Origin of the sequence: Aliiroseovarius crassostreae, assembly GCF_049803815.1 — a bacterium.
In the GTDB taxonomy this organism is placed as follows: Bacteria; Pseudomonadota; Alphaproteobacteria; order Rhodobacterales; family Rhodobacteraceae; genus Aliiroseovarius; species Aliiroseovarius crassostreae_A.
On the sequence record NZ_JBNAGI010000001.1, the window covers coordinates 1089639 to 1105118 of the forward strand.

General features: G+C 60.7%; 13 protein-coding genes and 1 tRNA gene. 8 read left to right on the forward strand and 6 right to left on the reverse strand.

The window, feature by feature from the left end; genetic code table 11:
* The first annotated feature begins 203 nt into the window (after positions 1-203).
* The gene (locus ACP15V_RS05435; RefSeq protein WP_424942642.1) at positions 204-1085 is read left to right on the forward strand and encodes a hypothetical protein; all 882 of its coding nucleotides are present in this window, start codon (positions 204-206) and stop codon (positions 1083-1085) included.
* Here ACP15V_RS05435 and ACP15V_RS05440 read toward each other — a convergent pair.
* The gene (locus tag ACP15V_RS05440) at positions 1036-2478 is read right to left on the reverse strand and encodes a mechanosensitive ion channel family protein (protein WP_424942643.1); all 1443 of its coding nucleotides are present in this window, start codon (positions 2476-2478) and stop codon (positions 1036-1038) included. The two genes, ACP15V_RS05435 and ACP15V_RS05440, sit on opposite strands and share 50 nt — an antisense overlap.
* Positions 2479-2626: 148 nt before the next feature.
* Between ACP15V_RS05440 and ACP15V_RS05445 the strand changes: the two genes are divergently transcribed.
* The 7 genes from ACP15V_RS05445 to ACP15V_RS05475 all read left to right on the forward strand — a co-directional run bounded on the left by ACP15V_RS05445 (position 2627) and on the right by ACP15V_RS05475 (position 9292).
* Entirely contained in the window at positions 2627-3355 is a 729-nt protein-coding gene (locus ACP15V_RS05445; protein ID WP_424942644.1) for an outer membrane protein, read from the forward strand.
* Between the two features lie 307 nt (positions 3356-3662).
* Positions 3663-5072, forward strand: coding sequence for a 3-isopropylmalate dehydratase large subunit (leuC, locus tag ACP15V_RS05450; RefSeq protein WP_424942645.1), 1410 nt, complete (start codon positions 3663-3665; stop codon positions 5070-5072).
* A gap of 12 nt (positions 5073-5084) precedes the next feature.
* Positions 5085-5690, forward strand: a complete 606-nt coding sequence (leuD, locus tag ACP15V_RS05455) for a 3-isopropylmalate dehydratase small subunit (protein WP_424942646.1) — start codon at positions 5085-5087, stop codon at positions 5688-5690.
* A 300-nt stretch (positions 5691-5990) separates the two neighbouring features.
* On the forward strand, positions 5991-6827 hold the full coding sequence (locus ACP15V_RS05460) for a hypothetical protein (RefSeq protein WP_424942647.1): 837 nt from the start codon (positions 5991-5993) through the stop codon (positions 6825-6827).
* Between the two features lie 20 nt (positions 6828-6847).
* A complete protein-coding gene (locus ACP15V_RS05465) occupies positions 6848-7864 on the forward strand; it encodes an endonuclease/exonuclease/phosphatase family protein (RefSeq protein WP_424942648.1) in 1017 nt (338 codons plus the stop codon).
* A gap of 104 nt (positions 7865-7968) precedes the next feature.
* Complete coding sequence (gene leuB, locus ACP15V_RS05470; protein WP_424942649.1) at positions 7969-9072, forward strand: 3-isopropylmalate dehydrogenase; 1104 nt, start codon at positions 7969-7971, stop codon at positions 9070-9072.
* Positions 9073-9215: 143 nt separating this feature from the next.
* A tRNA-Pro gene (locus ACP15V_RS05475) sits at positions 9216-9292 on the forward strand.
* A gap of 74 nt (positions 9293-9366) precedes the next feature.
* On the opposite strand, the gene ACP15V_RS05480 is transcribed toward ACP15V_RS05475, so the two are convergent.
* The 5 genes from ACP15V_RS05480 to ACP15V_RS05500 all read right to left on the reverse strand — a co-directional run bounded on the left by ACP15V_RS05480 (position 9367) and on the right by ACP15V_RS05500 (position 15430).
* The gene (locus ACP15V_RS05480) at positions 9367-10785 is read right to left on the reverse strand and encodes an exonuclease domain-containing protein (RefSeq protein ID WP_424942650.1); all 1419 of its coding nucleotides are present in this window, start codon (positions 10783-10785) and stop codon (positions 9367-9369) included.
* Positions 10782-11312: a hypothetical protein gene (locus tag ACP15V_RS05485; protein ID WP_424942651.1), complete on the reverse strand. Its 531-nt coding sequence runs from the start codon at positions 11310-11312 to the stop codon at positions 10782-10784. The genes ACP15V_RS05480 and ACP15V_RS05485 overlap by 4 nt, the downstream gene beginning before the upstream one ends.
* A gap of 24 nt (positions 11313-11336) precedes the next feature.
* Positions 11337-13163: a DUF294 nucleotidyltransferase-like domain-containing protein gene (locus ACP15V_RS05490; RefSeq protein WP_424942652.1), complete on the reverse strand. Its 1827-nt coding sequence runs from the start codon at positions 13161-13163 to the stop codon at positions 11337-11339.
* 204 nt (positions 13164-13367) lie between these two features.
* Positions 13368-15155 carry a sodium:solute symporter family protein gene (locus tag ACP15V_RS05495; protein WP_424942653.1) on the reverse strand — a complete coding sequence of 596 codons (1788 nt, stop codon included), beginning with the start codon at positions 15153-15155 and terminating at the stop codon, positions 13368-13370.
* Between the two features lie 17 nt (positions 15156-15172).
* Complete coding sequence (locus tag ACP15V_RS05500; protein WP_424942654.1) at positions 15173-15430, reverse strand: DUF4212 domain-containing protein; 258 nt, start codon at positions 15428-15430, stop codon at positions 15173-15175.
* Between the last annotated feature and the right edge of the window lie 50 nt (positions 15431-15480).

The window sequence follows — 15480 nt, forward strand, 5'->3', positions numbered from 1 at the left end:
AGAGACAGGACATAGTCCTCCTATCAAAGCACGCCGATCCGCCCCGACGCTGGGCATAACGAATCGTACCACCAGTTGGTTACGATCTCAATGACAGGCCTGTTTACATCAAGTTCATGGGATGCAAAAGGGCCACGCCATAATGATGCCGCAAAAGGACGATAGGGTTGCGTGTTGATGAGGATGTTTTGTGCGAGGGACACATGGCAAAAGACGGCAAGCCGCAGGGGGCAGAGGACCGGGCGCTATCAGAGGCGGACCCGGATATCCTGGCCATTCGGGCACTGATGGAGGCGCAAGAGATTGATATCGCGCCAAAAGTTGATGATGCGCCGATGGAAACACACACTGCGCGCCAGCCCGACGCCCCCCTTGCCCCCCCGCCTGAGCCTGACACGAAAGAGATCAAGGCGGCGATCGACACGATGATCACCGAGGCAAAAGCGGCCCCCGAGGACGAGCCTTCATCACCAGAGGCCGCCGGCCCACGGTCGGACGGTGCCCCCCGTCCCCCCGGCGCGACCCTGACATCAAAAACGGCCCGGTTCACACGCGTTCTGTCGCTGCTTGGCACATTTTCCGTCCAGGTGTTGCGCCATCCGCAGACTCCTCGTGTGGCGGGTGTGGCTCTGTTGATTGTCGCGTTTGTTCTGCGCCCCGTCCTGATGATCATCCTGGCCCTTTTCGCCATATTGGCGGCGGCGGTGGTGTACTTCTCGGTCGGACCAGAGGCGGTGGACAATTATATCCTGCGCAGGTTCGAGGCGCTAAGGAAACGCGACCCCAAGAAAGCGGATCAATTGCGTGGGCAGACAGTGCGCGGCATTTCCATGTTGAACACGCTGATTGACCGCCTGCCGGACCGCTGGACCGCGGGGCTATATTTGCCGGATCTGGAGGCGCCGGTGGATCCTCCGGAAAAGATGCAGGAGGATCCGTTTGATCGGTTGGAGCCGGTGGCCGGGGGACAACGGGTGATCCGCAAGGCCGCGACGACAGAGCCTGTTTTACCGCCGGACCCGCGCGAACGGAAGGCTAGCCCTTCGGCTGCTTCGCGTCGTCCGCCGCGCCAGATCCGTCCATGACCAGATCCGCCTGGCGATTGGCGTCGCCCAGCACCCGCACCTCGCGTTGTGGGAACGGGATGTCGATGTCGTTTTCCTGAAACGCGTCCCAGAGCGCCAGATAGACATTGCCGCGGATATTGGTCAGCCCGCCGGTGGGATCGTCGATCCAGAACCGCAGGATGTAATCGACAGAGGAATCCCCGAACCCAACAATGTGGCAAACGGGCGGGCGGAAGCTCAGCACCCGATCCACGCTGGTGGCCGCCTGAATGGCGATTTTGCGCACTTGATGGGGATCGTTGTCGTAAGCGGTGCCAAAAAAGATATCGAGCCGCACAAAGGCGTTGGTGTGGGACCAGTTGACCACCTGCCCGGTGATCAGGTCTTCGTTCGGGATCAGATATTCGCGCCCATCGCGGGTGACCACGGACACGTACCGCGCCCCCAGCTGCTGGATCCAGCCAAAGGTTTCGCCCAGCGAAATCACGTCCCCCGGTTTGATCGATTTGTCCAGAAGGATGATCACACCGGACACCAGGTTCGAGACCACCTTTTGCAAGCCAAAGCCAAGCCCCACACCGATGGCCCCGGACAGCACCGCAAGGCCGGTCAGATCCACGCCCACCGCCTTTAACCCAATGAAGAAGGCCGCGCCGTAAAGCAGCATCTGAAGGAATTTGACCACCAGCACCTGCATCGAGGGCGAGATGTCTTCGTTCTTCTGGATCTGCTCTGCCGAGGTGCGCGAAAACATCCTGGCAACGGCAAACAACACGCCGGTGATCACCACCGCGCGGATCACATCCAGAAGGGACAGGCGCATGTCGCCCACCGAAAGGGCAAGATTGTCGAGCACCCCCGACACCGCATCGACGGCACCAAGGTAAAAGAGGGTCACATAGATCCAGAGGCCCCATTTGATCAGGCGCCTGAGCGCGCGGTTTTCCACCACAAAAGAGGCGATCCCCACTGCCACCCAGGCCAGGGCAATGGTGCAGACCAACCCGATCAGATAGGACCGGGACGGCCAGGTGACCTCTTGCATCACGGTGACCGCAATCCATGTGAGGATCACGAAGATGATCATCGGAACGCGGCGGCGCAGTTGCAGGGCAAAGCGCAACCGGCGTTTCGACCAGCCATCACGGGCGCGCAGCCACTCTTCCACCTTGGGGTCAACCATCCGCCCCAGGCCCCAGGACAGGACGGCCAGGGCAATGATGATTCCCACCTGATAGAGGCGCCAGGTCTGGGTCAGGCTAAGCAGGAAATCTCCGCCTTGGCGCGCCAGTTCCAGCACCTCTTCCGTTGGCGTGGAACCAACCCCGTCGACAGCCGGATCCGGGGTCTGATCGGCCGGGGGGGTATCGGGGGTATTCCGTTGTGGCGGCTTGATTTCTTCCTGCTCCATTTAACCAGTTTTGCACGGTTTCCCCTTATGGTCCAGCTTACGCCACCCCCTTTCGCAACAGGCGCGAATATTCAGGTCGGTGCCCGTTGTGAACCCGTTAACGGCCAGCTATGGTGAGGTGTAGGTTGACAAAACTTCGGTTGATGTGATGCGTGTTTATCCCACCCTTCTTGGCGCAACAGCTCTGCTGCTGTCCCTGGCGCAGGGGCAGGCAGAAACTGTTGGGGGGACGCAATCTTCGCCCAATTGGAACGGGCTTTATCTGGGCGGCGCTCTGGGGCATCGCAGTCAGGAATTGGTCTGGACCGCGCTTGGCACCGGTCTGTTGGACTGGGACGGTACACCGCCGCTTCAAGCCGATGAAGATGATCTTGATTTCGGTGCGCATCTGGGGCGGCTGTATCGGCTGGACAATGGCATCGTGCTGGGGTGGGAACTGGGGTGGAACAACACGTCGTCCGCCGTCAGCTATACCGGTGGCCCGGTGGGGTTCAACGGCACCTGGGTGAGCGAACTTGACAATATCGCCACACTGACCGGGCGTATTGGTCGCGATATGGGACCGCTGCTGCCGTATGTCGAACTGGGCATCGCCGGGGCCGAGGTAAAGGTGTCCAACAGCCAGCCCGGATTGTGCGCGGGTCAGGATTGTGCCTCGGATCTGGGGGGCTGGACGCCGGGGATCGTCGCCGGCCTTGGCGTGGACTACCGCATCACCGATCAGATTTCTCTGGGTCTGAGCTATCGCCACGTGCGCTTCCCGGAACAACGCACATCGCTGGACCTGCCAATCGGCAATGTGATCTCGGAAGAAGAGTTTTATCTGGAAGGGCAAAGCGATATCTTCGCCGCGCGCTTCACATACCACTTCAACTGACCGGGCGGCGCTTTTGCCATTATTCGACCTGTGGACGGGGACCCAGCCTGAATTCACACGTCCTATCGCGTCATTTCTGGCCACAAGCCTTGCCTGAGAGGGCACAAAAGAGTATCTCCCCTGCATGACTCGGATTTTTGACATGGATGACCACGCCTTTTTGCCGTGGCGCTTTCACGGCGCCATGAAGGCCGTGCTCGCCCGACTATAAGCTGCCGCGCCCAGATGCGGGCGCTGATGCATCGCCTTTGATCGGGCGTATGATCCCTGTCACCCTTCACAACATGACCATCCACGGAGAGCGAAGATGACCGCCCCGAAGACACTCTATGATAAAATCTGGGACGCACATGTGGCCCATGAAGCGGACGATGGCACCTGCCTTCTGTATATCGACCGCCACCTGGTGCACGAAGTGACCAGCCCGCAGGCGTTTGAAGGCCTGCGCATGGCGGGCCGCAAGGTGCACGCGCCGGACAAGACCATCGCCGTGCCGGACCACAACGTGCCCACCACCGCGGGCCGCGAAGACCCGGCGCAGATGACCGAGGAAAGCCGCATTCAGGTGGCCGCCCTTGACACCAACGCCCGCGAATTTGGCGTGCATTACTACCCGGTGACCGACGTGCGTCAGGGCATTGTGCACATTGTTGGCCCGGAACAGGGCTGGACCCTGCCCGGCATGACCGTGGTCTGCGGCGACAGCCACACCGCGACCCACGGTGCCTTTGGCGCGCTGGCCCACGGCATCGGCACCTCGGAAGTAGAACATGTTCTGGCCACGCAGACGCTGATCCAGAAGAAATCCAAGAACATGAAGGTGGAAATCACCGGCAAGCTGAAACCGGGTGTGACCGCCAAGGACATCACCCTTGCCGTAATCGGGGAAACCGGCACCGGTGGCGGCACCGGCTATGTCATCGAATATTGCGGTGAAGCGATCCGCGACCTGTCGATGGAAGGCCGCATGACCGTCTGCAACATGGCCATCGAAGGCGGCGCGCGCGCCGGTCTGATCGCCCCGGACGAGACCACCTTCGAATATTGCAAAGGCCGCGCCCACGCCCCGAAAGGTGCCCAGTGGGAGGAAGCTGTCGCCTATTGGCAAACGCTCTTCACAGATGAAGGCGCGCATTTCGACAAGGTTGTCACGCTGAAAGGCGAGGAGATTGAACCAGTTGTGACCTGGGGCACCTCGCCCGAGGACGTTCTGCCGATTTCCGGCGTTGTGCCGAACCCGTCCGATTTCGAAGGCGGCAAGGTTGAGGCCGCAGCCCGTTCAATCGAATATATGGGTCTGGAGCCGGGTCAGAAGCTGACCGACATCGAGATCGACACCGTGTTCATCGGATCCTGCACCAATGGCCGCATCGAAGACATGCGCGCCGTGGCCGAGATTGTGAAAGGCAAAAAGATCAAAGACGGTCTGCGCGCGATGATCGTGCCGGGATCGGGTCTTGTGCGCGCGCAAGCCGAGGAAGAAGGTCTGGCCGAGATCTTTGAAGAGGCCGGGTTTGAATGGCGTCTGGCGGGCTGTTCGATGTGCCTTGCCATGAACCCCGATCAGCTGTCCGAGAACGAGCGTTGTGCCTCCACCTCGAACCGCAACTTCGAAGGCCGTCAGGGTTACAAAGGGCGCACGCACCTTGTGTCCCCCGCCATGGCCGCCGCCGCCGCCCTCACCGGTCGTCTGACCGATGTGCGTGACTTGATCTAAGGAGCCGAGATTATGGAAAAGTTTGAAAAACTCCAAGGTATCGCGGCCCCCATGCCGCTGGTGAATATCGACACCGACATGATCATCCCCAAGGTGTTCCTGAAGTCGATCCAACGCACGGGCTTTGGCAAGAACCTGTTTGACGAGATGCGCTACAACCGCGATGGCTCGGAAATCGAGGATTTTGTGCTGAACAAACCGCAATACCGCAACGCGGAAATCCTGATTGCCGGTGACAATTTCGGCTGTGGCTCGTCGCGCGAACACGCGCCCTGGGCGATTGCGGATTTCGGCATCAAATGTGTGGTCTCGACCAGCTTTGCCGACATCTTCTTCAACAATTGCTTCAAGAACGGCATCCTGCCGATTGTTCTGCCGCAAGAGCAGGTGGACCTGTTGATGGCGGATGCGGAAAAGGGCGAAAACGCCCGGATGACCGTGGATCTGGAAGCGCAGGAAATCACCACGTCCGATGGCGAAGTGGTCAAGTTCGACGTGGACCCGTTCAAGAAACACTGCCTGCTGGAAGGGCTGGATGACATTGGCCTGACCCTGGAAAAGAAGGCGTCGATTGACGCGTTTGAAGCGCAGGCGTCCGCCGCGCGTCCGTGGGTTTGAGCAAGGCGTAACCTCAGCCAAACGGCGCGGGTTCCCAGAGAAAACCAGAGCAAAATGGGGCGGTCCGTTCGCGGGTCGCCCCTTTCACTTGCGGCACGCCTTTTTTCGCGATGATGCAATGTCGCACCAGTTTTGCCTTAAAATTTCCAAAATTATAATGAGAAATTAACCCATTGCTTGCAGATTCCCGGTTATGAAGGCATCGTAGCTTAAATGAGGCAACCGCTAAAATGGCGGGGATCAACAACGGAACAAGGGCGCGGCATCGTATCGCTCCCGTCCAAGGTTGAGGGTTGAAACGTGGTTTCAAGACTGACAGGAGCGCTGTTGCGCGCGATTTTGATGGTGGTGGTGATTGCACTGCCATCCATGATGGTGCCCGGCACCGATGCAGACACGGCGCAGATCGTGGCGCTGGTGGCGCTATGCGCCGGTGCGCTGACCCTTTTCGAATACGCCTCGGCCTATCCCGGCCTTGTTGAATTTCGCGACGCGCCCCCCTTTAACCGCATTCGTTTTCTCAGCCTGTTCACGATGGTGCTTACCCTGTCGATCATGGCGCGCGGGACCACCACCCCAACGACATCGACCGAGTTCGTGACCCTGGTGGGCACGCTGATCGGCCATGCAATTGACTTCCCGTATTCGCCGGTTCGCCTGATTGTGCTGATGCTGCCTGATGACGCCAGCGCGGCAGAAATTGCCACATTGCGCACCGCCGCTGGCATGACCTATCTGATCTCGTTGATTTCGCTGGCCATCTTCGTCATTGCGTTGGGGGCTGGCCGCTGGCCCTCTCGCGGGGCGTTTAACGTGTGGGTCAACCTGCCGACATTTGATCCGACCGCCGGCGGCGATGTGGTGGCCCGGCTGGAACGGGACGCGCGCTTTAACATCGCCTTTGGCTTTCTGCTGCCCTTTTTGACCCCCGCCGTGATTCAGGCCGCCTCGTCGCTGTTTGGCTCGGTCTCGGTCACCAACAACCAAACCATGATCTGGACAATCACCGCATGGGCCTTTTTGCCAGCAAGCCTGTTCATGCGCGGCATCGCCATGGGGCGGGTTGCGGCAATGATCAGCACGGAACGCAAGAAAAACACCAAAGATGGCAAGGACGACGCGCTTCAGCCCGCCTGATTGGGCTGATCCTGTCTGCCTTGCTTCTGTGTCCCGGCCCGGCGCTGGCAGAAAAACTGCGCTTTGCCACGTTTAACGTAGAGCTATCCCGAAAGGGGCCGGGCATATTGCTGCGTGATCTTCTGAAGGGCAAAGATCCGCAAATCGCAGCGGTCTTACAAGTGATCACCCAGGCCGCACCGGATGTGCTGGTGCTGCAAGGGTTTGATCATGACCTCGAAAACCACGCGCTGACGGCGTTCCAATCCGCCTTGGCCAAGGCGGGCCACGACCTGCCACATCGCTTTGCCGCGCGCCCCAACAGCGGGGTGGCCACGGGTCTGGATCTGGACGGCAACGGGCGGCTTGGCGAACCGCGTGACAGTCAGGGATATGGCGCGTTTACCGGCGAAGATGGCATGGCTATTCTGTCGCGCCTGCCTTTGGGGGAGGTGCGCGATTTCTCGGGCTTTTTGTGGCGGGCTCTGCCCGGCGCGGATCTGCCCTTGCACCCGGATGGCACCCCCTTTCCGTCCCCCGAAGCACAAGCCATTCAGCGCCTGTCCAGTGTCGCCCATTGGGATGTGCCGGTCGGGTTGCCAGACGGGCGGCAGCTCCACCTGCTGACTTGGCACGGGTCCACCCCGGCGTTTGATGGCGCGGAAGATCGCAATGGCAAACGGGGCGCAGATGAAGCCCGGTTCTGGCTGCACCTGCTGGACGGCACCCTGCCCTTTCAGCCCCCCGACGCGCCCTATGTGGTGATCGGGCAGGCCAATATTGACCCGATTGATGGCGAAGGGCGGCAGGATGCGATCCACGCGCTTTTGTCTGATCCACGCCTGATCGACCCCGCCCCAACCGGATCCGAGGGCACGGACACCGCGGATTGGAGCGCGATCGACGTGGGCAAATTGCGCGCGAGCTACATCCTGCCCTGGGCCGGGGCGACGGTCTTGGATGCGGGGGTGATCTGGCCCACCAAAGACGATCCGCTCGCCGAAACCACCGCCGCGGCCTCGCGCCATCATCTGGTCTGGGTGGATCTGGATTTTTAGGCGCAAAATCTGCGCTATTTCCCCTGCATTTCTTGACGCTTTGCGCCCAAACCGCTAGGCCAGAGCGCAACTGAACAGATGCAATTCATGCAAGGATACGCGACATGTCGAACCCCTCTCTCCTCATCCTGCCCGGCGATGGTATTGGCCAGGAAGTCATGGCCGAAGTGCGCAAGGTCATCGACTGGATCGGCGACAAGCGCGGCGTGACCTTTGACGTGTCCGAGGACCTGGTGGGCGGGGCCGCCTATGACAAGCACGGTGTGCCGCTGGCCGACGAAACCATGGCCAAAGCGCAAGAGGTGGACGCGGTTTTGCTGGGGGCCGTGGGCGGGCCGAAATACGACGATCTGGATTTTTCGGTAAAGCCTGAGCGCGGTCTTCTGCGTCTGCGCAAGGAAATGGACCTCTTTGCCAACCTGCGCCCCGCACAGTGCTTTGACGCGCTGGCCGATTTCTCGTCGCTGAAGCGCGACATCGTTTCGGGTCTTGATATCATGATCGTGCGCGAGCTGACCTCGGGCGTATATTTCGGTGAACCGCGCGGCATTTCCGAAGTGGACGGCCAGCGTGTGGGTGTAAACACCCAGCGTTACACCGAGGCCGAGATCGAACGCGGCGCGCGGGCGGCCTTTGAGCTGGCGATGAAGCGCAACAAAAAGCTTTGCTCGATGGAAAAAGCCAATGTGATGGAATCGGGCATCCTGTGGCGCGACGTGGTGACCGAGGTGTCGAAGGATTACCCCGAGGTCGAGCTCAGCCACATGTATGCCGACAATGGCGCGATGCAGCTGGTGCGCGCGCCCAAGCAGTTTGACGTGATCTATACCGACAACCTGTTTGGCGACATCCTGTCCGATTGTGCCGCGATGCTGACCGGGTCGCTGGGCATGTTGCCCTCCGCCAGCCTTGGCGCGCCGATGGAAAATGGCCGCCCGAAAGCCATGTATGAACCCGTGCACGGGTCGGCCCCGGACATTGCCGGTGAAGGCAAAGCCAACCCCTGCGCCTGTATCCTCAGCTTTGCCATGGCGCTGCGCTACAGCTTTGACATGGGCGCAGAAGCCGACCGTCTGGAAGCAGCGGTTGAGAAGGTTCTGGCTGACGGGGTGCGCACCGGTGATCTCTTGAACGAAGATGGTGTCAAACCGGTGTCGACCAGCGAGATGGGCGACGCCGTGATCGCCGCGCTGAACGCCAGCCTGTAAGCCCACATCTTCAGAATTTCAGAGCGGCCCGCCCCCATGCGGGCCGTTTTCGTTTTTGGAGTGGGACGGCAAAGAATCCGGCCCCTTGGTGCATTTTGGGGCTTGCAGATCAGGCCTATTGAGGCTATCCCGCTCGCCACGGTCGGGCTGTAGCGCAGCCTGGTAGCGCACCTGCTTCGGGAGCAGGGGGTCGGAGGTTCGAATCCTCTCAGCCCGACCAAATAAACAAAGGCGCCCCTCTCTCAGAGCGGCGCCTTTTTTGTTGTCTGAAGTCGGGCCCCCTTTGGTCTGACCTCAGTTCAGATCCTTCAACAACCGCGAATGGCGTTTCGCCTCGGCCACCGCATCCGCCAGCGTCGTCACGCCGCGTGATTGCAACATCGCCAGCATCTTGCACAAGACCTCGGCCGTGGCATGGGCATCACCCAGCGCGGTGTGGCGCAGTTCGGGCGGGATCACCACATCCAGCCGGTCACAGAGCGCATCGAGCGTGTGCACCTCGGTCCGGCCAAACAGCACCGCCGACAGCAACACCGTGTCAAGAATCGGATGATCCCACGTGACGCCCGCGTCTTTTTCGTGGTTGTGCAAAAACGCCATGTCGAAGGGCGCGTTATGGGCGACCAGAACCGCGCCAGAGGAAAACCCGTGCAACACCCGGCTGGCTTCGGAAATCCGGGCGGCCCCGGCCACCATCGCGTCGGTCACCCCGTGCACTTTGGTCGAGGCGGGCGGGATCTGCATCCCCGGATTGACCAGCATGTCGATCTGTTCGCCGGGGACAATCTTTGACTTCACCACACGCACCGCGCCGATCTGCACGATCTCGTCCTTGTGAGGCTGCAACCCGGTGGTTTCGGTGTCGAACACCACAAAGGTCAGGTCGTTCAGGTTGGCCTGCCACATGTCTTCGCCTGCGGCCTGCGCTTCCATCAGGTCGAAATCGAACACCACCGGGCGGGCGGCGTCGGGGGCGAAATTGGCCTGCGTGTCGTCGATGATCAGCATATAGCCATCGCCGCTGTCCAGCGGTTTGATCCGCGCTTCGAACTGGAACTTGGAATGGGCCGAGCGGTCCGAAAAGCTTTGCTCTTTGCCCGTTTCGACCATCTTGCGGTGGGCGTCCATGAAGGGGGCTTCCTGGAAATATTCAAAGATCGACGCGTTCAGGCGGGGGGGCGACACCTGCGACAGGATCCCCGCCGCCTGACTGTCGTAAAGCACAATCTGGTGGGACGGGCTGACCAGCACCATCGCCACCGGGATTTCGGACAAAAGCGCCGTCAGCCGCGCCTTGTCGGCATTCAGTCGCGAGGTTTCATGCGCAATTGCGCTGGCCTGGTCCAGGGTCGAGCTGGACAGCTGTTGCGCCACCGACGCGGTCGCCTGCACGATATCGCCCAGATAGCGGCCTTCATGTTCGTCGATCTGGCCCGATTTCGCGTGGACCTTGGCACGCAGGTTGACCGCAAGGCGTTCGATCGGGCGGGCGATGTTTTCGTCAAACAGGAACCAGATCCCCGCCACCAGCGCCAATTGGCCAAAGATGGCGATCACCGCCGACAGGGTGAACCCGGCCTCGACGCCGGCCTCATCGACGCGTTGGTAGCCCAGGTAAAGCGCCGCGCCGATCACGACGATCGAGGCCACCGCGAGGAAGGCAAAGAACAGGAAATTGCGGAGCCGAAGCGAGAGGCGGGACAAGGGGGTCATGAGGCCGCCTCCGTCTGACAGCTATGCGCCAGCAGCGGATCATCGCCCGCGGCCTCGACCCAATCGGCCCCGGTGACGGTGCCATCCGCGGCAACCGTAACCGCAGGCGTCAGCTGTGCGCGCCGGCCGCCCTTGCAATCCAGCAATACGGTGAGCTTTTGCGGCGCGGCCCAGCGCCCCAGAAAGAGCGTATCAACCATGCGCAGATCCGCCTGCGCGGGGTGGGTGCGCAGCGACAGCGTGTCCACCGCAACAAAGCGATCCACGAAGGGGGCGGCATAGGTCCAGGGGCGGAAGGCCGCGCGGTTTTCTTCCTGCGCGATCACGTCCAGCCCTTCGGGCAGGCCACCGACCGTGCGGTCATACCAGCTGTATTCATTTGCGATCGTTGCGATCAGCATCGCCAAACCCGCGCCCACCGGCGTGGCCCATTTCGGCAAACGCCCGCGCAGGGATTTGTTCACGACCAGCACCAGTCCGGCCCCGGCAAAGCCTGCCACCAATGTGGCCACCGTTTCATAAAACATATCTCTCCTCCCCTGACGCCTGCCTTACCCCAACATCCCGCGCCCGTGCCCGATGGCGCTTTGCAGGGATTTCACCACCACAAACGCGTCGCGCAGGTGGCTGCGTTCAAAATCCGACAGGTCGGACGGGGTAAGAAAATTGTCCGGTGCCTGGCCCTGGCGGATTTGCGCGGCCTGATGCGCCAGGCGGGTGTCGGCGATCAGATCATAGGCATCCAGCAGGTCACTGCCGCCCGAACTGCTCAGCACACCAGCGGCCTGCGCAGCCTCAAGGCGCGCGCGGGTGTTCACCTCGGTCAGCTTGCCTTGCAGGGCGTAGATCCGCCCCAGATCCACCACCGGCACCACGCCGTTATGTTTCATATCGAGCTGGTTTTTGTGTTCGCCCGACCGGATCGTTGCGAACCCGCGCAACAGGCCCAGGGGCGGCGTGTGTTTCAGGCTGTTCGACACCATATGCGCGACGAAGATCGAGTTCTTCTCGGCCATATTCAGCGTCTCGGTCTGCAGCCCGTCGAACAAGGTGTCGTCACCGCCGATAGGGCGCAGGTCAAACATCACCGAGGCGAGCATCTGCGCCTCTGGGTCGGGTTTGTTGATCCAGCCGGTGAAATAGTCTTTCCACACCGCGACCGGCTGGCACCAGCGCGGGTTGGTCGCCATCATGTCGCCCGGGCAATAGACATATCCGCAGGTGTCCAGCCCGTCGCAGACAAACTTGGCAAGCTCGGCGAAATAGCCATCGCGGTCGGCATCCGTCACGTCGTCATGCAGGATCAGGCAGTTGTCTTGGTCGCTGACGCCGGTCTGTTCCTGCCGTCCCTGGCTGCCGCAGGCCAGCCACAGATAGGGCACGGGCGGCGGGCCGAGCGTGTCTTCGGCAAGCGTCAAAAGGCGCCGGGTGACCGTGTCGGCCACATCGGTGATCAGCCGGGTGACGATCTGATGCGCCAGGCCCGATCCAACCAGTTGCGCCAAGAGGTTGGGAATGCGCGCGGTGATGTGCTTCATCTCGTCCGCCGATCCGGCCACGGCAATTTCACGCACCAATTCGGCAGAGCTGACCGTTTGAAACCGGGTCAGGTCGGTCTGCGAGACAATGCCCACAAGCCTACCCGCCTCGACAATCGGAATATGCCCGATGCGTTTTTCCATCATCAGGTGCAGCACATCCGACCCAATGGCCGAGGGCGACAGGGTGATCGGGTTCGGGACCATGATCTCGGACACGGGGCCGGAAATGTCGCGCGCCTGGGCCACCACTTTTCGGGCCAGATCGCTGGTTGTCACGATCCCGGTCAGGTGATCATCCTGCGTCACACAAAGCGACGAGATCTTGCGCTCTCCCATCATCTTCGCGGCGTTCTGGATGGTCACATCCGGTGCGCAGGTCACCGGGTTGGGAGCCATCAAATTGTCAACGGTCACGGTGGACAGATTGTTGGTTTCCGTTTTCGGGCCCCGGCTGCGGTCAAAAAACCGGCGCACGGTGTCGTCACTTTGCATGAGGTGCGTGAACACATCCTTGGGCAGCATCAAAAGCGTGGTGTCGCTTTCGGCCACCGCGCGGGTCGCGGCCTTGCCGTCGCGCATCAGGCCGCGTTCGCCAAAAGAGTTGCGCAGGTGCAGGTGGGAAATCAGAACGCCGTTTTCATCGCGCACCTCCACGTCACCTTCATGGATGATGTAAAGCCCGTCCAACACATCGCCCACTTCATAGATCACCTGGCCCTTGGGCACGGATCGCGCCACCATATTGGGCACGACGGCACGCACCCTGTCGGCTGGCAAGCTGTCATATGGGTGGACGGATTTCAGGAAACGTTCGATCTGATCGGGGGAAAGCGGCATAGCGAAGCCTTTGAAATTCTTGTTGCTGGACAAGGTTTACACCCTTTCCAACGCGTTTGGGGATAAATTTGGCACCCAAATCCAGTCCGAAACGCCCAGTTGACCGAGACCCTTGCCGATCTTGCCGTTCCCAGCCTTGGGCAACGTCAAATCCTGTCGGTCGAAGGGAAAGAAGGCCGCCCCGAAAGGCGGCCTTCGCTGTTTTTAGTGGTCTGCAGCGGCAGCGCCTGCCCCTTTCGGGATGCGGACGTTTTCCACCAGTTCGTTGATCTCGGCCGGAATGGCATCCGACGATTTCGACACCAGGAAGGCCACGATGAAGTTGATCATCGCACCAACAGCACCAAACGAGGTCGACTTGATGGTACCCAGAAGCGGGTCAGCATCCGAGAACGAGTTGGTGCCCGGGATGAAGAACCAGCCTTTGTGCAGGAAGATGTAGATCAGGGTCACAACCAGACCGGCCAGCATGCCAGCCACGGCGCCTTTGTTGTTCACCTTGGTGAAGATCCCCATCATCAGAGCCGGGAAGATCGACGCAGCGGCCAGACCGAAGGCCAGAGCCACGGTTTGCGCCGCGAAGCCTGGAGGGTTCAGACCGAGGTAGGTCGCAACTGCGATGGCCACAGCCATGGCAATACGCGCCGACATCAGCTCGCCTTTTTCCGAGATACCCGGGCTGATCGCACCTTTGATCAGGTCATGCGACACGGCCGACGAGATTGCGAGCAGAAGGCCCGCAGCAGTCGACAGAGCCGCCGCCAGACCACCGGCCGCCACCAGGGCAATCACCCAACCCGGCAGGTTGGCGATTTCCGGGTTGGCCAGAACCAGGATGTCGCGGTTGAACTTGACCAGTTCATTTTCGCTGCCCAGACCGGCGGCTTCCATTGCAGCAACCTTCTCGGGGTTCTTGTCGTTGAAGTAGGCAATTTTGCCGTCGCCGTTCTTGTCTTCCCAGTTCAGAAGACCGGTCTTCTGCCAGGTTGCCATCCAGGCATAACGCTCGTCCGTTTCCATCATCTCAACCGAGACCGGTTCCGACGTCGTGCCGTTCGGCCACATCATGTCCGAGATGTTCAGGCGCGCCATGGCCCCAACAGCCGGAGCAGTCAGGTACAGCAGGGCGATGAACACCAGGGTCCAACCAGCCGACCAACGGGCCGACGATACGGTGGGAACGGTGAAGAAGCGCATGATCACGTGCGGCAGGCCGGCGGTCCCGATCATCAGCGACAGGGTGAACAGAACCATGTTCAGCGTGTCAGCGTGGTGGGCGGTATACTCCTTAAAGCCCAGCTCGGTCACGATCTGGTCCAGCTTCATCAGAAGCGGTTCACCCGAGGCAGCGTGATCACCAAACAGGCCCAGGGCCGGGATCGGATTGCCGGTCAGCTGCAGCGAGATGAAGATCGCCGGGATGGTGTAGGCGATGATCAGAACGCAGTATTGCGCCACCTGGGTGTAAGTCACACCCTTCATGCCGCCAAACACGGCATAGGCAAACACAACAGCGGCACCAATCAGAAGGCCGGTGGTGTTGTCCACTTCCAGGAAGCGGCCAAAGGCCACGCCAACGCCGGTCATCTGGCCGATCACGTAGGTGGTCGATGCCACGATCAGACAGATCACGGCCACCAGACGTGCGGTGGGCGAATAGAAGCGATCGCCGATAAACTCCGACACGGTGAACTTGCCGAACTTGCGCAGGTAAGGCGCCAGCATCAGGGCAAGCAGCACATAACCGCCGGTCCAACCCATCAGGAAGGACGAGTTGTCATAGCCGGTGAAGGCGATCAGGCCCGCCATCGAGATGAACGAAGCCGCCGACATCCAGTCAGCGCCAGTTGCCATGCCGTTGACGACGGGGTGAACCCCCTGGCCCGCAGCATAGAATTCAGACGTCGAGCCCGCGCGGGCCCATACGGCGATACCGATGTACAGCGCAAAGCTCGCGCCGATAAAAATCCAGTTGAGTACAAACTGATCCATGTGTTCCTCAGTCCCTCTTATTCATCCACGCCGTGTTCGGCGTCGAGTTTGTTCATGCGCCAGGCGTAGAAAAAGATCAGCGCCAGGAACACAAGGATCGAACCCTGCTGGGCAAACCAGAAGCCCAGATCGGTTCCGCCGACGGCAATGCCGCTCAGCATCGGACGCAGCAGAATGCCGAATCCAAAAGAGACCAGCGCCCAAATTACGAGGCTGATCTGAATGATGCGAATATTGGCTTTCCAATAGTCGTTGTTGGATGAGTTGTCGGACATGAAGCCTCCTCCCTCTTCTCCGTTTCCTCGGGCGACCCCCTCCTGGTGCC